The sequence below is a fragment of the Konateibacter massiliensis genome, from assembly GCF_900184995.1.
Classification (GTDB): Bacteria; Bacillota; Clostridia; order Lachnospirales; family Lachnospiraceae; genus Lachnotalea; species Lachnotalea massiliensis.
Map to the genome: position 1 here is coordinate 438633 of NZ_LT860098.1, position 19776 is coordinate 458408.

The window sequence follows — 19776 nt, forward strand, 5'->3', positions numbered from 1 at the left end:
TCCTATATTATTCCTGTGCTGAATTCTCCCCTCTCATTGACGAGAAATACTTCCATTAAAATAACTTTTTCCTTCCAGTCATCAAAGGTAACCGGATTTCCAAGCAAAATTGCATTTGCAGTCTCCACCGCAATCTGTCCCATGCGATATGGCTGCTGCGCAATTGTACCCTGCATATCCCCTCTTTTGATTGCCTCAAGCACGGATGGGTCTGCATCAAAACCGACAAGCATGATTTTTCCTCGCTTCCCCGCCTCGATGATTGCCCTTGCTGCGCCGAGTGCCATCGTACCGTTTTCACTGAAAACTGCCGCCAAATCATCTCCATAGGTTTCCAGTATTCTTTTCATCGCGATATATCCTTCTTCCTCTATGCTATTTGCGGTAGGCTCCGCCACCAGCTTATAGCCTTTTTCCCGCATGACACTCTGAAAACCCACTCCCCGTAAAAGGGCATATTTAGCCGTCTCCTGCACCTTGATAATTACCATATTTTTATTTGTTATACGATATCTCTCCAGTAAATCGAGCATATATTCCCCCGCCAGTATACCGCCGCCAAAGTTGTCAGAGACAATAAATGCCGAGACATCCGCACCTCCGGTTCCTGTATCCATCGCAATAACCGGTATATTTCGTCTTTTCGCATTCTCCACAATAATAGGTAGAAGTTCCGGATTAAACGGTGCAATGAGTAGAGCATCGACTCCTCTTTCAATCAATTCCAGGCTTCCCAGCACCATTCTGCCGGAGCTGCTCTCCTCGTCATTTTCCCATATGGCAATTCCAAGCGTTTCCGCCTCCGCGAAGACCCCCGCCTCCATCTCCTGCCAGTATTCTAAGGAAGCGTTGTATACAGACCAGCCAAAAGTAAAATTGCTTTTTGGCGGCGGCTCTTCCTCCGCTTTAATCTGGACACAGTTATTTTGGCACTTAATATTGCTGCTTGCAAAAACAGAAAAAAACGCTTCCCCATTCTCTTTTTCCACGCTTAAAATCTGAAATTCCTTTGTATCAGTATGATACATTCCAAATGTTAAAGGAAACTTTTCCCATCTAGACACCGGCGGACACATACAACCTATATTGATGTAGTGGTGTTCACTGCGATAAATCACAGGAAAATGGCTATGCCCCATAACTGTAATATGTACCAAATGCTCACCGCAGTCACGCAGTGCGCTGCTTCGCTTATACATAACAGTGTGCTGTAATACAATATCCTTCTGCAAAATCTGATGCCCTGCAATACCTTTATTTTGATACATTAGCCTTACCTCACGCAGGGTAGCGCTCTCAAACTGACTGATGCGAATCAAATAATCCTCCGACATCCCCGTCACCTCAATCAATGTATCAATCAGTACGTTTACGACATCTACACCTAACTTAAAATTTTCATAGAAAAAAGAAAGCTTCGGCAAAAAATCCTCGTAGCTGAAGGCACTATATTCCCTAAAATCAGCAATGGATTTTTCCGGCTCCCTTTCCAGAAGCCTTTCTATTCGGTAGGCAATCGCTCTGGACACAAAGTATCCCAAGGGCAGAGGTGCAATCCTGCTTATAAAATAGGGCGCGTTAATCACGGTACACTCATGCCCGTGCATAAATTGAATCGAACGGTCATAGGTTGGTGAATAAGTGCCATATTGAAATTTTATCACATAACCGCTTTTGCTTTTTAATTTATATAAATCAGACTTAACTATATTGATGTCATGGTCACCGGGAATGTAGACCATTCTGCCTTGAACAGCTTCCAATACCTGCCGAAGTGCTCCCTCCTCGCCTAAAACGTTCGGATTTTCTGCAATAATTTCATCTAACGAGGGTGGTATCTGGGAAGGGGGATACATCCAGAATTCAAAAATATCTCCGAGAAGAATTACCTCCTTCACATCGTCTGCCAAATCAACAATACTCTTTAAAACCATCAAGAGATAATTTTCATGAATTTCTTTTCTGTACCAGACAGTCGGGGAATTTATCCCGATATGGATGTCGCTTAAGACAATAACGAGGCTCCTCTCTTTCATATATCCTCCTATTTCCCTATTACAAAATAGTATATGAAAGAAAAAAGCCTCTTATACCTTAAGAACGCCCTCCTAATCTTCCTTCGAATACACAAGACTGCGTTCTGACAGCGCATCTGCAAGCCTCTCGTCCCCCTGCGCCTCCATATCTCTTGCAATCCGGTTAAGGGTATCCGCTGCCTCCTGCCCCTCACAAAACAGCATGACTGCAATCGAAATAGCAATATGGGAAACCTTTTGCCTATGAAAATACAGCTTATCCGTTTCCAAGTTCTGTCTGAGCATATACCGCTTGACGATGCTGTTCAAATTGCGAAAGTAACGCATCAGTTCCAAGTATTCCGTCGTTCTGTCAAGGACGCAGGAAATGCCGCTCTGCATTTCGTTTTCACAGGTAGAAATCAACTGCATGGACAGCTTTAGCTCACCTGTCGTATCAGAGGCTTCCAGCAGGACATCAGGACGTTTTTGGTAGCATTCCATAAAATAGGCTTTGGCTCCCTCCACATCCTTTTTTGCAAAATATTCGGCAAGCTTCTCCTTCATCTCCCTTGTCTCATATTTTTCCGCGGACATTCCAACCATACATTCATATGCCTTTAATTTTCTCGTCTCCACCCATACAAGCAGCAAAAATTCCGAGATAAAACCAAACACCCTCCGATGGTAGGCATCGTAGGCAGATATATCAATCCGCTTTTCAACCTCCTGCAAAATATCAAAAAGCCATTGTGCATACTCATCAAAAAGAGGCTTTGACGCCACCATGATATTTCCGAAATAGGACTCCTTGGAATGGACCAGACGTTCAAAGTTCTCATAATAATCCGGATATTTTTCTGCAATCACCTTCCCTGTCTCAATCAGGTCGTTAATGTTGTGCGCGTCGGCATAGCCATCATAGTAGGTATAGTCATACTGCAGCCTTTTTGAAGTAATCACGTCGTATTCCTTTAGGATCGTAAGCAGCTCCTCCTCCTTGAAAATCCTGCCAGCCTGATTAATCAAATATCTTCGATAATGGCAAATTCCTGCATAATCTGCTTCCTTCTCATTTTTCCAAACCCAGTAAACCCCTGTTAATTCGCTAAATGAGCCATTTAAATGAGAGATATTTTCTCCTGTGTTGTCCCCTATATAGCCCAAATCTTCGGATAAAGCACGCCCCACATGAAGCGGTACGTACATCTCATCCTCTGGCTCCTCGAATTTTTTATGCGTCATGGTAAACATTTTTACTGCCATGCCTCTCCTCCTCTGGTGTCGTTTTTGTTATTTTAACATTTTTCAGAATATAAAACCAGCAGCAAAGAACATGTCTTGCACATTCCTTGCTGCTGGCTACTTTCTACCAACCTAAGCTGGGAAGCTTATTTTGTTTTCGCCTTAACCGGCACCCATATTTCACTGAGATAGTCAGCCGCTGAATTGTCACCGTCCGTATACATCTCAATGCTTATATCCGCTGCTATCTCATATTCCCTATTGTTTGGAAGCCATTCAGAGAAAATTCTTGTGTTTACCGTCTGCAATGCTCCCGGCATCGGTCCTAGGCAGGTGAAAATAGCCCAGGAATAGGCAGGAATTTCCACTACCTCAAAACCGTCGGGAACCTCTCCACCCTCGTACGTATCGGCAATAATATAGCGGAATTTTCCATTTCCCTGCATGTCATCACAGATCCCATACATGCCTGCAACCGGTGCTTCCTTTGGGGAACCATATTTTTTGTAATAATCGGTCCAGTACTGCGGAAGCTCCGCATATGCTTTTTCCATTGAAAATTCCTTGCCCAATCCTAGTACCTGAAATGCCTCTTTTTTCTCAATTCTGTAATCCATATTTGTACCACCTTCCACTGATATTTTTACAAAAAGTCGATTAAAAGTCTGTAACCGGTAGCTGTTTTGCCTGATTTGACTTGGGGAAAAACCATGAAAACGGCTGAATGCTTTTGCAAAACTCTCCGGCGTCTCATAGCCATATTTATAGGCAATATCGATTACTTTATCCTTGCTTTGCACCAACTCCATCCCTGCCAGGGTAAGTCTGCGGCTTCGGATATATTCTCCCACCGTGTAGCCCGTCAATATCTTAAATCCATGCTGGTAATAAAAATGCGACATGTGCACACTGTCCGCAACCTCCAGCGAGGTGATATTCTCAAGCAAATGGCTTTCCATAAATTCAATTGATTCGTTCAGCGCTTCCATCCAGTTCACAGTTTTCTCATCTCCTTTCCTCTATCATAGCAAAGTGCCCTGCACCCTTCCTGTCATTTTGTGCTTAGATTTGTCTCAACTTACTATTCTAGTCATTCATCTTACTTCCGCACTTCGGGCATACATTTCCCTTCTGATAAACGTAGCCGCAGCGGTAGCAGCACTTCACTTTATGTACTTCCTTCGCCATATAGGAAACATTTCTCGATTCCGGCTTTTCCTTTAGATAACCTACAAAATGATTGAGAACTCTTGCAATATTTTTCAAATCTTTTGCCTTCAAGGAATTTGATATTTTTATCTGTCCGCTCTTAGTCCGCAAATAAATTCCTCTTCCAAGCAGCCCACTGCTTGCAAAAACCTCTTCGATATTCATGACATCTATCTTTCCGCCCTCCATGAGAGAACGGTAAAAAATATGGTTCGGTGTCAAAATAAAGCCGCTCTCCCCGTTTGCTGCATAGGATATATCACAAATCAGAATTGGATATTCATACTTTTCTTTCCCGGCTGCATAGCTTTGAATCGCATTGTTCATGATAACTGTTCCGGCATCCTCCGCTTGTCCGCGCAGCATCTTTCTGACCTGATAAAAATGAATTCTTGAAACATCTCTGACATAGGAGCCAAGCTCCTTGCTCAATTTGCTGACAAGCTGCTCGCACTCATCGGATTTCAACTTCGTTAAACGTTTGTCAATCTGATCAAGCATATCATTCTTTAATTCAGGCAGATATTCACCGAGCAAAATTTGCTCGTATACCTGCTGCCCTTCCTCGAAGGACAAATCAGCAGGCTCTCTGCAAATATTCTGTATCGACACAAGGTCCATATCGTATACCTTTTGGCGGAGCTTTTCCAGCACCGGAGTTACATTCCGCTCTTCAAAATCCTGCTCCTTCAAGCGGTTGTAGGTTTCCAGATAGGAGGAACGGTTTCTTGGATTACTCCGCTTCATAAAGGCAGATATCTCCTCCTTTTCCGCCTCATCCCGTCTCTGCTCCAACATCTTTTGATAAGGCGCTGTATCAATCTCTTTATAATCTGCCAGCTTTTCCTTAAGCTGCTCATACTGTTTTTTGCTCAGATTAAACGGCAGCTGCTTAATCAGATTCTCAATTTCATTTTTTCCTCTTTTGATAAGCAGTTCACTGAGGCTGTCCAAAACAGACGACTTGACGCTCTCCTCTGCCTCCTCGACTTTGATTTCCTTTATTGCACGCTTGATCTCATTGTAGCTTTTCGTCTTATATGCCTCTGCCTTGCCTTTTAGCTCTTTCTCCGTCTCCCGCGCTATTTTTTGTTCCAGTACTTCTATTCCTCTTTTTCGCTCTTCCTCGGAAATGGTCGTGTCGGAATGAATTTTAAATTTTAATTCCTTGAGTTGGTGCCTTGGAAAGTTCTCTAGCTCCCGCTCAAAGCTCGCTGTGTCACCACGCTCCAGCAAACCTGCAAGGCGCTTGAATATTTCCGTCGAAAGAGGCAGGAGCTTTGTGACTCCGGCATCGTTCTCCTCGTTGTCTTGCGTGTCAGTATACCCTGCATACCCGCTGCTGTTTTCGCCGTCTCTGTCGCTTTCTTTTTCTTGGCTTTCGCCTTTGCCTGACATTCTGGTTCTTCCGCCTCCAAATCTACTACCCTCCGTGTCGTCAGCCCTTTGACTTCCTCGCCTTTCGTCTTTACCGGCTCCTTTGGCTCCGCTTCTTTCTCTCTTGCTTCTGCCTTCTGCGTCACTGTCCCTACTTGCCTGCTCCCATTGAGGCATCTCATTGCGTGCAGCTTCTCTTTTCCGGATTTCCTGCTCGATGGCTCTCTTATACTTTTCTACAATCTCCTCCGGATAAAATCCGGCTTCCAGCTTCTCCAGAAGCTCATTCAGCTCCTCCTGCGTCATGGCTTCATAATCCTCAAACTGCTCAGCAAGGTTTGAGCTTTCTTCCTCTTTTTTATCCTTTTTCAGATAATCCGATTCGTACTCGTTGAAATTGCTGTTTGACGTTCTCTGCCCTTTTTGTCCCAGAAGCTCCTGATAGTCCTCGTAAGCCGCCTTGTCGTCCTCAAAGTTAAGACGGAATACCTCTCCCTCCGCCAAAAGACGCTTTGGCTTTGGTGTATAGTAGCTGTTACAATCCTTACAGGTGTATGCCCTTGACAAATAAACCGGCTCTTCATCCGTCTCAATACGAAATTCCTCGCCTCGCGGATAGACAAGCATATGCAGCTTTTCACCACAGAGAGGGCATTTGTAATTCACCATATAAAACTGGTTCCCCAGACGGGATTTTGCCTTGTCCTGACCGGTCAGCTCTGACTTTGTAAAGGACATCTTCTCGCTTGTCCACACCATCTTATGCCAAAGTCCGATGCTGTATTCTTTCTCTCGTGTCTTAGCCTCCTCTTCAGGCGTTTCCTCCGGCTCATTCCCCGGCTGTTCCTCCTCCGGCTTACTCTTATCCAGAATCATCTGGATCACTTCCTCGTAGGTGGTCTGGATACCTGACTTGTAAAACCGCAGATTATCTCTGGTCATAGATACTTCAACGTCAATCTCTTTTACGATATATTGGAGCAGCTTATTCAACTGTTCATAGTCCTTCTCTACCTTTAGTCCCTTGATGCCGCCCCATTTTCCGAACGTGTACAGTGTCATGTTCAGGGCGTTTTCAAGCATCTCGTTATCTCCCATCTGCACTGTGGAATCCTCATTGACTGTCACGTCAATGATATTGCTGTATGCCCTCTTGCTGTCAAAATTAAAGAAAAAGGAACGTCCTGTCCCAAGAAGCACCAAGTCATTGTTATTAATCAGGAAGATTTCCGTCCACTGAACGTTTTCTCCCATTGTTTTTATAATTTTATGAAATACTGTTTTTAACTTATCATTTGCCTTTAATAGAATCATATACCCTTACCTCCTGTTTTCATTATAACCTGAGTCGGGTATTTTCTCCATAAAAATATAAGAAAGTGTAAGGTGCACATAAAAATCGGTGGTTCAACATCGAACCACCGATAAAACAAAATATTATGTTAACTATAACCTCTCAAGTACTCTCCCGCTTCACAAGACTAACCGGAAGGGTCGTCCTGCTCGGTACTATTTTTCCTCCTGCTGCGTCGATAAGCAGGGAGATTGCCATACCAGCCATCTCCTTAATCGGCTGGTGTATGGTCGTGATGGTAGGCGTGGTCAGAGAAGAGAGGAATACATCGTCAAATCCTACAACCTTTAGCTCCTGCGGAACCTTAATATTTAGCTTGGCGCACACTTGAAGGGTCTGTGCGGCAATCAGGTCACTGCTCGCAAAAATACCGTCGATATCTCTGCCCGAAAGCAGCTTCTCCAACAGCTCGTGATACTCCGTTGAATTATACTGTGTCTGATCTGTCTTTAATTCTCGATGCTTTACGCCATATTCCGCGCACACCTCCACAAACCCGATTTCTCTTTCATCTGCCGGCATAAAGTTACCTCTCACACCGCTTATGATAGCCAGATTTTTGCAGCCTGCCTCTATCAAATGCTTTGCCGCAAGGCGCCCGCCCTTTAGGTTGTCACACTCCACAGCGGCGGTTCCCATCTCCAGACATCTCTCTATCGTGATAATCGGATAATCGATTCCCTTAAATTTATCCATCTCCACCGTTCCGCTGCACAGGATAATACCTGCCACGCGATTTCGGTTGCACATGTCCAGTATTTCCTTTTCCTTCTCATCCCTATACTTGGAATTAAACAGCAATATCTTATACTGACGGCTGTTCGCCGCCGCCTCAATATGACTAATCAGCTCTGCAAAATATGGGTGACTGATATGGGGAACAATGACACCAATCGTATTTGTCGTCTGCTTCGACAAGGACCTTGCCATCTCATTAGGCTGATAATTTAATTTTTTCATCGCGTCGTACACGCTTTTTTTCGTTTCTTCACTGATATAACCCCTGTTATTGAGTACACGCGATACGGTGCTGACTGCCAAACCGGTTTCTCTTGCTACGTCCTTTAATGTTGCCACTTTATTTCCTCCGCACTCTTTATGAAATGATTTCATACAGACAAAACTTTGCGTCTTCCCCGCAATTTAGAAGAATTTCTCTCTCTAAAGGCTTGTCTTCCACTTCAAACACTGCATATATTATATCATTATTTGCGGTGATTTCAATCACTCCACGATCAAATATCATACAAAAATCACTAACTTCTTGTTTGATTGTGATTTCGTCCTCCTCCACCTTCAAGACACCGCTTGCCGCGTCATAGGTTATTTCGCTTCCCAAAATCCTCCCTGTAAAGCCCTTCTCAAATGTATGCGGAGTCTCTATCGTGACAATCAGCGTTTCTTTTTCCCAGCAAAGATTGATATCTGACTTTGTATGTTCTGAAAAGACAAGTTTTTTCTTCTCCTCTATCTCTCTTGCAAGACTTTGTCGAAGCACTGGCTCTCCTTCCTTTTCTATGAGGGAAAATTCTCGAGGAAGCCCCATACAGCCAGTATATAATCCGTCCTTTGTCTTCGTTCGAAGCCATGGGATTGATATCACTCTTTCACCCACGTTGGAAATTGTCTGGGCAGCATAGGGAATTTTAGTCTGATATGCCTCTCTCCTTATGCCGTCAGTATGAAATTCATACCCATCGAAGTCTCCCATATAGTAAAATCCATCCGCGCACCAAAACACCCACTTATCCGCAGACTGTCCATGGCTTTCTAACGAAAGCCGGAATAAATCAGGGCATTCAAAGCCTCCATCCAGCTCAAAGCGTTGGCTTATCTCAAAGTGCTTCAAATCCAGAGAGCGAAGCAAGGCAAATTCATTGTTTTCGAGCCAGAGACACATAATATACGCTTTGGATTCCTCATGCCAAAATACCTTTGGGTCTCTGTTTTCCTTGCAGATAGCCGGAAGCACCGTTTTCCCCTTTATAAGCGTCTTCCCTTGATCCAGACTGTAAGCAAGCTTCTGTACAAAGCTCTTCCCCTCACTCAGCTTATTGGCGCTGCCCGCCGCAGAGTAGTAGAAAAGCAGTGCTTCCTTGGGAAGGTCTAACAGACCAAACTCATTCACCAGACCGCAACCGGAAAAAATTGTACCATCCGCATCTGGGAAAAGTACCGTATCCTTTTGTTCCCAATGTGTCAAATCCGTGCTTACCGCGTGTCCCCAGCTCATATTATCCCATTGCGTATCAAACGGGTTGTACTGGAAATACAGATGATATACGCCATTTTGGTATACCAATCCGTTCGGATCATTTATCCAACCATAATCCGGTGTAAAATGCAGGAGAGGACGATGTTTTCTATTTTTTATTCTATCATCTGTTACCATGATACTCTCCAAAAACGCCTCGGTCACCTCCCCCTCAAGGGCAAGCTCCTTTCCCTGATACGGCTGAAGCGGAATATATGCAAAAAAATCGTGCTCATATATTCCCTCCTCGCCCGTTCCAACCGGAATGTTAAGCTCCGTACAAAAGTCTCCGCCTTCCCGCAAAAAGAGCTTTTTCTTCTCCTTTTCTGCCTGTATGGGAATTGCGAGATACTTATCCTTTTCTTTTATTTTAATATATCGAATGTGACTTTCCATTTTTCCTCCTAGCTATCTTCGCCCTTTATAGCATATACATTCTCGCTTCATACGGGTGGAATACCTCCTCATACTCCACCTCATAGTTAGCAGTCACTAACTCCTTTTTCTCACTCTTAAGCTCGCTGATATTCTGTATGACACGCTCCCTATTATGGAAGTTGCAAATTACAAGAAGCGTTTTTCCCTCATACTTTCTTGTATAGGCAAAAATATCTTCATCCTGTTCCAGTAAAAGTTCAAAATCGCCGTATACAAACACCTCATGCTCCTTTCGAAGCTGTACTAATTTTTTGTAGGTATGAAAAATCGAATTTTTATCAGCAAGCTGACTTTCTGCGTTAATTCTTGTGTAATTTTCGTTTACCGTAAACCATGGTATTTTTGACGTAAATCCTGCATTTTTTTCTGACGACCACTGCATCGGCGTTCTGGCATTGTCTCTTGCCTTGGCATAAATGGACTCCAAAATTTCCTCCTCGGAATATCCTGCCTCTCTTCTTGCCTTACACATACCGTGAATCTCAATATCAGGATAATCCTCCGCGCATGCAAGTCTTATGTTTGTCATTCCCAGCTCTTCCCCTTGATAAATATAAGGCGTTCCTTTCATGCCATGCAATAAAATACCAAGCATCTTAGCACTCTCCAGCCAGTATTCCTTGTCGTTTCCCCAGCGTGATACAATGCGGGGCAAATCATGGTTATTCCAAAACAGACTGTTCCAGCCGTCCTCATGAAATGTTATCTGCCACTTTTTCATGACCTGCTTCAGCTTAAGAAAATCAAGCGGTGCTAAGTCCCACTTTTCTTTTTCTGGTACCTGGTCCAAATTAATATGGTCAAATTGAAAAATCATGCTCAGCTCCCCTCTTTTCGGGTCGCTATAGAGCTTTGCGATTTCCTCGTCAGCTCCCCAACACTCTCCCACAGTAAGTAAATCCTTGCTGCCGTAGGTGTTTTCAGCCATCTCCTGTATATATTCATGAAGCTTTGGTCCATTGCTCGTTATCTTTTCATCCGGCACTTTTCCAATCAGTTCAATCACGTCCATGCGAAAGCCCGCAATTTTTTTATCTATCCAAAAATTCATAAAATCATAGATTTCCTCACGCACCTTCGGATTCTCCCAATTCAAATCCGGCTGCTTTTTGCTGAAAATATGAAGGTAGTACTGTCCGGTTTCCTCCTCATACTCCCATGCGCTCCCTCCGAATGCAGACGCAAGGTCGTTTGGCTCTTTTTGATCGACGGGGTCTCTCCAGATATAGTAGTCACGATACTCGCTCTCTCTTGACTTCTTCGCCTCAACAAACCACTTATGCTCATCAGAGGAATGGTTTGCCACCAAATCCAGTATAATTTTAATTCCGCTCTTATCCGCTTTGTCAATCAACTCCTCCATATCCGACATCGTTCCGAATTCCTTCATAATAGCTCGATAATCGCTGATATCATAGCCGTTATCATCATTCGGGGAGGCAAAGACAGGGCTTAGCCATATCACGCCAATGCCAAGTTCCTTCAAATACGGAAGTTTTTGAATAATTCCCTGCAAATCTCCTACTCCGTCCCCATCACTATCCATAAAGCTTCTCGGATAAATCTGATATACCACCTGATTATGCCACCATTTCTTCTCCATTGAAAATACCTCCTACATGAGTAAATGGGAAAGCAAATTTTTAGCTTTCCCTTCACCTTTTACAGTTCTAATTTTTTTTCTGCAAATGCCTCGTCCGTATAAGTAACAGACAAGTGTTTGCTCTTAAAATCCGCGTGTAATACTGCTTTATGTTTGCCATTTACTCTCTCGATCATCAATTCACCTTCATCGGAGGACAGCATATGAAACTCGCCGTCAAATGCGCTGTGGGTATTTCTAAATTCCATCAGCTTCAGCAGCGACTGTACCACAGACCGCTCTACCTCTGTGTCAATCTCATCAAGCGTATAATAATGACGGTTTATATTTCTTCCGACCTTCGTCTCCTCCAACAGCTTTAAGTCATTCTTTCCTGCGAGAAGCCCCACATAGTACACCTGCGGTATGCCCGGAGCAAAAAACTGCACGGCTCTTGCAAGCAAATATGCGGCATCATCATCGCCAAGTGCGGAATAGTAGGAGCAGTTTACCTGATAAATATCCAGATTGTTGTAAGCCGCTGTGTTATAAATTTTCTTTACATTCGCCCCGAATTTGAAAATGTCCTCTTTTGTTCTCTCAATTTCTTCATTCGGAAGTAAATCTTTAACGTCTACAACCCCGATGCCGTCATGGGTATCAAGCGTTGTAAACTGCTTTCTCGGGCAGATTTCAAGCCAATTTTTCAGATACTTTGTCTGTCCGTAATACAAAGCATGAATTAAAAGCATCGGTAGTGCAAAATCATATACATAATAATCCTGTCCGGCAATCTTTTGCTGCATTGTGTAATGCTCGTGAATCTCAGGCAGAAGCTCCACCTTGTAATCTGCTATGATATCCTGACATTCATTTAAAAACTCCCATACATCCGGCTCAATGAAAAAACAGCTTGTTCCGGCTTTTTTTGTTGCATAAGCAAATGCATCCAGTCTGATCAGTGCCGCTCCGTGTTCGCACAGGAAGGTCAGATTATCCTTGATAAAGGCTTTTGCCGTATCCGTCTTACAGTTGATGTCAATCTGCTCTTCATCAAAGGTACACCATACCTTTTCCGAGGTTCCGTCCGCAAAGTTTGCCATGGCATAAGGGGCTCTCGGCTTTCTTTTATATATCACATCTACCTCCGCCTCAGTTGGTTCGCCGTTTTCCCAAAAATCCTTGTAGCGCAGGAACAAATCCTTGTATTTAGAATTGTCTTTATTTTGCAGGAAATCCTTGTAGTATTCACTCTGCGCAGAAATATGATTAATCATATAGTCAAACATCAGATAATACTTTTCTGCCAAACGTTTGACATCTTCCCAATCACCGAATGCCTCCTCCACCTTATGGTAGTCCATCGGCGCAAAGCCTCTGTCTCCCGAGGAAGGAAAGAACGGCAAAATATGTACTCCACTGATTGCCTTCGCAAAATGCTTATCCAGCACCTCATTCAAATCCTTTAAGTTATGCCCCATTGAGTCCGCATAAGTAATGAGCATTATTTTATTTTCTATTTTTTTCATCGTATTTCTCCTAATCGTTCTTTTCTAGGGGTATCACCAAGCTGTAACCCATTAAGACTTTACCGCTCCCGCAACAACACCGCTTATAATCTGCTTTTGCAATGCAAGATACAAAACTAAAATCGGTGCTACCGTAAGAACCAGCCCTGCCATAATCGTGCCATAGTCTGCGGAGTAGGTGCCGTAAAATGCATAGGTGGACAGAGGCAGTGTCATAATCTGCTTCTTTCCAAGCACAAGCGACGGCAGCAGGTAGTCATTCCAAAATGCCAGCACATTCAATATGACAAGCGTCGACGTAATTGGCCTTAACAACGGAAATACCACCTTAAAGAAGGTCTGTGTCTTGCTGCATCCATCTAAGCATGCCGCTTCCTCCAAGGAGAGAGGAATGCTGCTCTTGATAAATCCCTGAAAAATGAAAACCGACATACTCATCGCAAAGCCCACATGGAAAAAGATTAATGAGGTTCTGTGATTTAGCATGTTTAACTTTGCTCCGTAGATGGAAACCAAAGGTATCATAATCGCCTGAAACGGAATAATCATCGAGGCTGCCATCAAGGAAAAGCAAATAGTTGAAAATTTATTTTTTGCCCTGACAAAATAGTAGGCTGTCATTGCCGCTAAAATAGTGACAATCAGAGTGCTGAAGCCGGTGATAAATAAAGAGTTTCCGAAGCTTCGAATAAAGCTCATCTTTTCAAAGGCAATTGCATAGTTTTCTAGTGTAAATCCCTTTTCCGCTGTAAGGGCAAACGGATTTTTGATAATATCTCTTTTATGTTTAAAGGAGTTTAGGATAATCAGTACAAAGGGAACCATATACAGTGCAAACATAATCACAATTGACAGCAACTGAATACCGTCAAGGGCAATTCGCCTGGCTCCGCCGACTTTGTTTTTTGTATTCATTACGCCTCAACCTCCTTCTTTTTTCCAAGGTAAATTTGTATTCCGCTGATTACCGCTACAACAAGGAATAAGAACAGTGCTTCTGCCTGGCCTACACCATAGTTTCTTGCAGTAAACGCTTTTTCATATACATGCATTGCGACCAATCTCGTTGTTCCGTAAGGCTCTCCGCCCGTCAAGGTCAGGTTCACATCATAAACCATGAATGCTCTTGAAAGAGTTAAGAACAGACAAACAACAAAGGAAGGAACCATCAGAGGCACGATGATACGGTACATTCTCTGAAATCCCGTAGCCCCGTCAATGCTTGCCGCTTCCAATACGTCCGTGGACAAGCCCATAAAGCCCGCAATGTAAATCAACATCATGTAACCGGATAATTGCCACACGGTTACGATTACCAAAGCCCAGAATGCTTTGTTCGGATCCGAAAGCCATGAGCTGCTAAATATTCCCCAGCCTGTACTCTCTCCCATATTTACCAAAACTCTCGAAAAAATAAACTGCCATATAAATCCAAGTACAACACCGCCAATCAGGTTTGGCGTAAAAAATCCGGTTCTGAAGAAATTCTGTCCCTTCACTCCGTTCGTTAAAGCATAGGCTAGTATAAAGGCAACCGAGTTGACTAAAACCACGGAAAAGAATACATATTTCAATGTCAATCCCATAGAAGACCAAAAATTCCCATCCTTAAATACTTCTGCATAGTTTGCTAAGCCTATGATATTTTTCGTTGCCGTAACGCCGTTCCAATCCGTCAGGGTAAGATAAAATCCATATAAAAACGGTACAATAACGACTGCCAAAAAGACAAATACGCCGGGTAACGCAAATATGATAAGATTTTTAATTTTTTCTACAGGCTTGTTTCCCATAGTTCCCATACTATCCCGTTCCTTTCTTTGTTCATAAGTACCAGACAGATGTCTGCCCGGTACTTATGCCATTTACTATTTCTGTGCTGTCCAGTAGTCTGACAGGCTTTGTGCCAATTCTTCTTTTGTGCTCTGCTTTGCAATATATTTCTGCATTGCGGCTCCCATTACACTCCAGTGGTCAGAAGGTGCGATAAAGGAAGAGTTAAATGTGTTTCCTTCTGCCATTTTTGTCTTGATATCTTTTCCGAGAGGATCAAGCGGCTGGTATGTATTGTTGTCACATGCCGGTATCAATGCGCAGGTTTCAACTAGCATCTGCTGTCCTGCCTCTGCGTATACAATCCAGTTTAAAAACTCTTTTGCCGCTGCCTGCTGCTCTTCAGTTGCCTGAACCTTGTCAATCATAACCTGCTTCGTAGGAGAAGCCTGGATTCCTGTATTTGCAAAATCTGTTGTGTCATTTCCTAATACGAACGGAAGGAAGCCGTATTCATCTGTTGTGGAAGCTCCTGCCTCCTCGATGTTTGGCCAAGCCCAGCAGCCGTTTGCCCAGATTGCAGCATCACCGTCTGCCAAGAAAATAGGGTCCTGCTCATATAATGCCCCCAACGGATCTTTTCCGTTGATGTTGTACTCTAATAACAGATCCATCGTATCCACAAACTGGTTAAATCTCTCATAATCCGCAGGAGCAAGCTCACCGCTCTTCAATTTGTTGATTACCTCAGTGCTTCCTGCGGTTGTTCCGTCATAAGTATCATAGATAAATCCTAACTGATGTGCTCCGAGAGACCAATCCTCTTTTGAGATAACAACCGGATTTTCCATTCCCTTTGCTCTTAGATTCTCAAGCAGGCTCTTTAAAGCGTCATAGGAATTGATTGTTGCCGCATCAAAGTCCTCACCCAAAGTCTCTTTGATTGCCGTCTTGTTGTAGATCAATCCTCTTCCTTCAATACAGAACGGGAAGCTGTATACTGCATCATTTACCTTTGTAACCTGTGTCTCACACTCTGCAAGCCATTTTTCATTTGATAAATCAAGGGCATATTCCTCTGCCAAAGCAACGATATCTGTTGTGTCAAGCATTGCCATTGTAGGTGCCGTGCCTGAGTTGTAAGCACTTGTAATCTTTGTGTATGGAACCTCGCCTGCTCCGCATGCGATGACGTCTACCTTAATTCCTGACTCTGCTTCAAATCTGACTGCCATTTCCTCCAATGCTGATTGGATTTCACCCTTGCTGTTCAGAAAAGAAATCTCAACTCCGGATAACTCCGTTGACGAAGCTGCGTCTGTGCTTTCATTTGTGTCTGTTGCATCTTCTGTCTTAGAAGCCTCCGTACTCTGACTGTCTTTGGTTGTCTCGTTTGCCGTGCCGCTTCCACAGCCCGCCAGCAAACCCGTTGATAGAGCCGCTACTGATAACAGTGCAATAAACTTTTTCATTCTTACCATCATAAAATTCCCTCCATAATCATATTGCGTAGCTTTTTGTTTCGTATAACAACTTGTTATGATGTGATAATATCATGCTTTACAAAACATGTCAATCGGTTGACATATTGTTTGTATATAATTGTGAGTCTAATTTTTCAATATTTAGAATATTTGCACAAAATTATCTTTGAGTTGGTGTTGTATTGTTTTTATGTAAATACAATTTTTTATTCTAGAAACCCTCTTTATGTCAATCGATTGTCATACTTATTTCATTGATAGAAGCCAAAACTAAAACTGACGGTATTTGTGCAATTTGCTTGAATGGAAAATTGAGGAATTGGACATTGTGCTAAAATCAAACAAAGCATCTTTGAGGTTCTTAAAATGAATTTCAGGTTATTTTATGTAAAGCGGTTGATATACCAATCTTATTTTACTAAATTACACAACTATTGCAACGCTTAAATATGGTTAGCAGCATCGCGGTATGCATAGAAGTGGTTTTCAGCGAAACAAAATTAAAACGCGGAGCCGGCACTCTATCATAAATATAGAGTGCCGGCTCCTTGTTACTTATTATTATTTAAACACCTTCTATATAACAGCTCAGCCATTCATAATCATTTCTGCATGGCTGAACTGTTACAAATCATCATAATTAATCTGTGTCACACCCGCCTGCTCCAGAAATTTCTTCGTCATTGGATCACAGAGCATATCTACCTCCTGTGTCCTTGGAATCGTGAGAGAGGAGTTGTTCAAAATATAGCCGTCCAGATATCCCGGATGACAAATCAGCATATCGCAGCCGTCCTCATGAGGATTTTCCACCATCTTTTTCAAAGACTCAAATGGATTGTAGTCCGGCAGCATGCTTTCCATCATGACATAAACCTTTGTGCTTCCGATTGTAATCGGGTCGCCGCCAAAGGACATACCGGAATATTTCAAGCCGTATTTTTCTGCCACTATTTCAAGTCCCCTAAAAAAGTTGTGGCTTGCCACTGCGTGCCCTTCAAAATAGTGCGGCTTTTCCCCGACTAGTTCCAAGAATCTCTCATACTGCGCCTCAATCTCCAATATTACCTCGTCCAGTACAACAAAGTCTTCCTTTGCCTGCCTGTACTCCTTGGAAGCCTTAAATTCACCCTTTTCATTTGTGATGCTCGGTATAAGTGCAGGGTCTGTAATAGGCTTTCCGACGCATATATTCGTATGCTGCCCAAAGCAGACCGGCACGCCTTTTAACAGCTCAAGTCCGTGGTTCACTGCCGGCATATTTGCCATAACGCCCACGCTGCTTATAATACCTTCCTTGACACTTTTGGCAATACCGTAGTTCACTGCCTCGGAGTAGCCTAAATCATCTGCCCTCACTAATATCTTACTCATGTTAAAGTCTCCTTCCCTTGCTTATGAGACTTTTATTATCTTCTCCAGTTTCTGTACCTGACCAAGTTTTTCAGTCTCAATTTTTTCATAATTATCTGAGTTTGTCACAACAACAGCAGTTGTCGTCACAAAGCCTGCATCCTTGATATCCGAGATAGAGAAATCCATCATAAGCTGACCGCACTTTACCTTGTCTCCTGTCTTTACAAGAGGGGAGAAGCCTTTGCCGTTCATCGAAACTGTATCCATTCCGACATGAATCAAAAGCTCAATGCCGTCTTTTCCCAGCAGTCCGATGGCATGCTTGGTGTCTGCCACCTGAATAACTTCCCCGTCAAAAGGCGCATACATCTTTCCTTCTGCCGGTTTAATGCCGCATCCATTTCCCAATATTCCCTCGGAAAATACACCGTCTGCTATTTCTGCCAAAGGGATAATCTCTCCTTCGATTGGTGCATAAATGCAGTTTTTCTCTGTATTTTCTGCAATGTTATCCTGTTGTGTTTGTTGTGGTTTACTTTTAAATCTGTCAAAAATTCCCATGTACTTACTCCTTTTTGTTCTATATCGTTATTTCTTGTTGTCTTTCCCTCTTCATAATACCCCTTATTATTATACAGGAGAATCTTGACTTTTCCAACTATTAAAGCATCACTCTGCCTTCAAATCCTCCGCTGTAAATCCAAATAAATAGGTTAGTACCGCTGATACAACAAGTGAGATAGCAACTCCGATACAACCATTTATCATATTTGCAGTACCTCCGCCTACATAGCCGAGCACAGCAAGGAAGTTTGTTGCACCCATTACATAAGTTCCGACGCCTGTGATACCTGCATATAAACCGCCGCAGAAACCGCCGATTGCCATTGCAATAAACGGGCGTTTATATTTAAAACCAATTCCATATAATACCGGCTCTGTAACACCGCCGAGAATTCCTGAAATAAAATATCCCAAAGAAAGGGACTTCTCACTCTTATTTTTCAGACGAAGGAATGCACCCAATGCCATACCAAAAGCTGCCCATGTCGCATATCCGCCCGCAGTCAGTACAAAGTTGTCCACTCCGTTTGTCATCATAGCTGTAATACCAAAAACAATCAATACCTGATGCATACCTGTCATAACAAGGAATTCCCACAGTGCCGCAACGACTGCCACCGCAATAAAGCCACCAACGTTTCCAAATGCGAGAAGACCATTTCCTACATATCCGCCAAGTATGGAGCCTAAAGGTGCAAACAGACATAATTCCAGCGGAACCATAACTACCATTGTAAGGAATGGTGCAAAAATCGTGGATAGTACATCTGGTACGACCTTTCGAAAGAAGCGGTCAATGTAACTCATCACCCAGATAGTTAAAATAACAGGTAAAACAGTCTGTGAATAATTATTGACCGGAGCCGGTATGCCGTATACCGTAAATGCAGTTCCTGAATCTGCCAATGCCATAAAATCCGGCACTAAGAGCAGCGCTGCCGCATAAAGCCCCATGATTGGGTTCATATTCAGCTTTTTAGCTGCCGTAAAACCTAGAAATATAGGTAAAAAGTAGAAAAATGCGCTGTACATAAAGCTGCACAGCATATAAATATTACTATCTGTTCCTGCAATTCCAAGCATATCCGGTCCGATAATCACCTGTACCGTCTTAAACATCGCTGCTGTAATCATGGCTGGTATCATAGGGGTCATACTTCCGGATAAATAATTCAATATATTACTTCCGATTCTTTTCGGTGTCAGCTTTTCTTTTTTCTCATCCAGATTTTCATTGAGGGCACTTTGCTCTGCAATTCCTGCTGCCTTACAAAATGCAGAGTAGACTTTTGGTACGGATTGTCCAATAATAATTTGGAGCTGCCCTCCCGTGTTTACCACTCCGATGACTCCCGGAATTTTCTTTATCTCCTCCTGATTTGGTATACTTTCGTCTTTTAAATTAAGACGAAGCCTTGTCATGCAATGGGTTACCAAACTTACATTATCCTTTCCCCCAACAGCCGTCAGCACATCTGCTGCAATTTTTTGGAACTTTTCTTCTTGACTCATATTTTTTCCTCCTTCTTAATAAAGCTCTTTTTTATTATCGTAGAAAGTTCAGAGAACTTCCCTATGATATAAAAAAACCCAAAA

14 protein-coding genes are annotated in these 19776 nt (G+C 43.0%); all 14 read right to left on the bottom strand.

Annotation, left to right across the window (positions count from 1 at the left end; genetic code table 11):
* Positions 1-2 precede the first annotated feature (2 nt).
* Complete coding sequence (locus CTY48_RS03330) at positions 3-2036, bottom strand: substrate-binding domain-containing protein (protein WP_099467097.1); 2034 nt, start codon at positions 2034-2036, stop codon at positions 3-5.
* A 72-nt stretch (positions 2037-2108) separates the two neighbouring features.
* Entirely contained in the window at positions 2109-3281 is a 1173-nt protein-coding gene (locus tag CTY48_RS03335) for a DUF4422 domain-containing protein (RefSeq protein ID WP_099467098.1), read from the bottom strand.
* 125 nt (positions 3282-3406) lie between these two features.
* Complete coding sequence (locus CTY48_RS03340; RefSeq protein WP_236354748.1) at positions 3407-4249, bottom strand: AraC family transcriptional regulator; 843 nt, start codon at positions 4247-4249, stop codon at positions 3407-3409.
* Positions 4250-4346: 97 nt separating this feature from the next.
* Positions 4347-7160, bottom strand: a complete 2814-nt coding sequence (locus CTY48_RS03345) for an AAA family ATPase (RefSeq protein WP_099467100.1) — start codon at positions 7158-7160, stop codon at positions 4347-4349.
* 142 nt (positions 7161-7302) lie between these two features.
* The gene (locus tag CTY48_RS03350; RefSeq protein WP_099467502.1) at positions 7303-8277 is read right to left on the bottom strand and encodes a LacI family DNA-binding transcriptional regulator; all 975 of its coding nucleotides are present in this window, start codon (positions 8275-8277) and stop codon (positions 7303-7305) included.
* Positions 8278-8296: 19 nt separating this feature from the next.
* Positions 8297-9850, bottom strand: a complete 1554-nt coding sequence (locus tag CTY48_RS03355; protein WP_099467101.1) for a glycoside hydrolase family 32 protein — start codon at positions 9848-9850, stop codon at positions 8297-8299.
* Between the two features lie 25 nt (positions 9851-9875).
* Entirely contained in the window at positions 9876-11495 is a 1620-nt protein-coding gene (locus CTY48_RS03360) for a glycoside hydrolase family 13 protein (RefSeq protein WP_099467102.1), read from the bottom strand.
* 59 nt (positions 11496-11554) lie between these two features.
* Entirely contained in the window at positions 11555-13003 is a 1449-nt protein-coding gene (gene gtfA / locus CTY48_RS03365) for a sucrose phosphorylase (RefSeq protein ID WP_099467103.1), read from the bottom strand.
* Positions 13004-13054: 51 nt separating this feature from the next.
* Complete coding sequence (locus tag CTY48_RS03370; protein WP_099467104.1) at positions 13055-13918, bottom strand: carbohydrate ABC transporter permease; 864 nt, start codon at positions 13916-13918, stop codon at positions 13055-13057.
* Positions 13918-14796 carry a carbohydrate ABC transporter permease gene (locus CTY48_RS03375; protein WP_099467503.1) on the bottom strand — a complete coding sequence of 293 codons (879 nt, stop codon included), beginning with the start codon at positions 14794-14796 and terminating at the stop codon, positions 13918-13920. Before CTY48_RS03375 ends, CTY48_RS03370 begins: the two co-directional genes overlap by 1 nt.
* Before the next feature lie 75 nt (positions 14797-14871).
* Positions 14872-16260, bottom strand: a complete 1389-nt coding sequence (locus CTY48_RS03380) for an ABC transporter substrate-binding protein (RefSeq protein WP_099467105.1) — start codon at positions 16258-16260, stop codon at positions 14872-14874.
* Between the two features lie 624 nt (positions 16261-16884).
* The gene (locus CTY48_RS03385; protein WP_099467106.1) at positions 16885-17634 is read right to left on the bottom strand and encodes a ChbG/HpnK family deacetylase; all 750 of its coding nucleotides are present in this window, start codon (positions 17632-17634) and stop codon (positions 16885-16887) included.
* 21 nt (positions 17635-17655) lie between these two features.
* Complete coding sequence (locus CTY48_RS03390) at positions 17656-18177, bottom strand: PTS sugar transporter subunit IIA (protein WP_099467107.1); 522 nt, start codon at positions 18175-18177, stop codon at positions 17656-17658.
* A gap of 108 nt (positions 18178-18285) precedes the next feature.
* On the bottom strand, positions 18286-19692 hold the full coding sequence (locus CTY48_RS03395; protein ID WP_099467108.1) for a PTS transporter subunit EIIC: 1407 nt from the start codon (positions 19690-19692) through the stop codon (positions 18286-18288).
* Between the last annotated feature and the right edge of the window lie 84 nt (positions 19693-19776).

What these genes read in the sequence shown, in the direction of transcription:
- CTY48_RS03330 (WP_099467097.1), bottom strand. Translation starts at nt 2,036, where the DNA reads ATGAAAGAGAGGAGCCTCGTTATTGTCTTAAGCGACATCCATATCGGG.
- CTY48_RS03335 (WP_099467098.1), bottom strand. Translation starts at nt 3,281, where the DNA reads ATGGCAGTAAAAATGTTTACCATGACGCATAAAAAATTCGAGGAGCCA.
- CTY48_RS03340 (WP_236354748.1), bottom strand. Translation starts at nt 4,249, where the DNA reads ATGGAAGCGCTGAACGAATCAATTGAATTTATGGAAAGCCATTTGCTT.
- CTY48_RS03345 (WP_099467100.1), bottom strand. Translation starts at nt 7,160, where the DNA reads ATGATTCTATTAAAGGCAAATGATAAGTTAAAAACAGTATTTCATAAA.
- CTY48_RS03355 (WP_099467101.1), bottom strand. Translation starts at nt 9,850, where the DNA reads ATGGAAAGTCACATTCGATATATTAAAATAAAAGAAAAGGATAAGTAT.
- CTY48_RS03360 (WP_099467102.1), bottom strand. Translation starts at nt 11,495, where the DNA reads ATGGAGAAGAAATGGTGGCATAATCAGGTGGTATATCAGATTTATCCG.
- gtfA (WP_099467103.1), bottom strand. Translation starts at nt 13,003, where the DNA reads ATGAAAAAAATAGAAAATAAAATAATGCTCATTACTTATGCGGACTCA.
- CTY48_RS03370 (WP_099467104.1), bottom strand. Translation starts at nt 13,918, where the DNA reads ATGAATACAAAAAACAAAGTCGGCGGAGCCAGGCGAATTGCCCTTGAC.
- CTY48_RS03375 (WP_099467503.1), bottom strand. Translation starts at nt 14,796, where the DNA reads ATGGGAAACAAGCCTGTAGAAAAAATTAAAAATCTTATCATATTTGCG.
- CTY48_RS03380 (WP_099467105.1), bottom strand. Translation starts at nt 16,260, where the DNA reads ATGATGGTAAGAATGAAAAAGTTTATTGCACTGTTATCAGTAGCGGCT.
- CTY48_RS03385 (WP_099467106.1), bottom strand. Translation starts at nt 17,634, where the DNA reads ATGAGTAAGATATTAGTGAGGGCAGATGATTTAGGCTACTCCGAGGCA.
- CTY48_RS03390 (WP_099467107.1), bottom strand. Translation starts at nt 18,177, where the DNA reads ATGGGAATTTTTGACAGATTTAAAAGTAAACCACAACAAACACAACAG.
- CTY48_RS03395 (WP_099467108.1), bottom strand. Translation starts at nt 19,692, where the DNA reads ATGAGTCAAGAAGAAAAGTTCCAAAAAATTGCAGCAGATGTGCTGACG.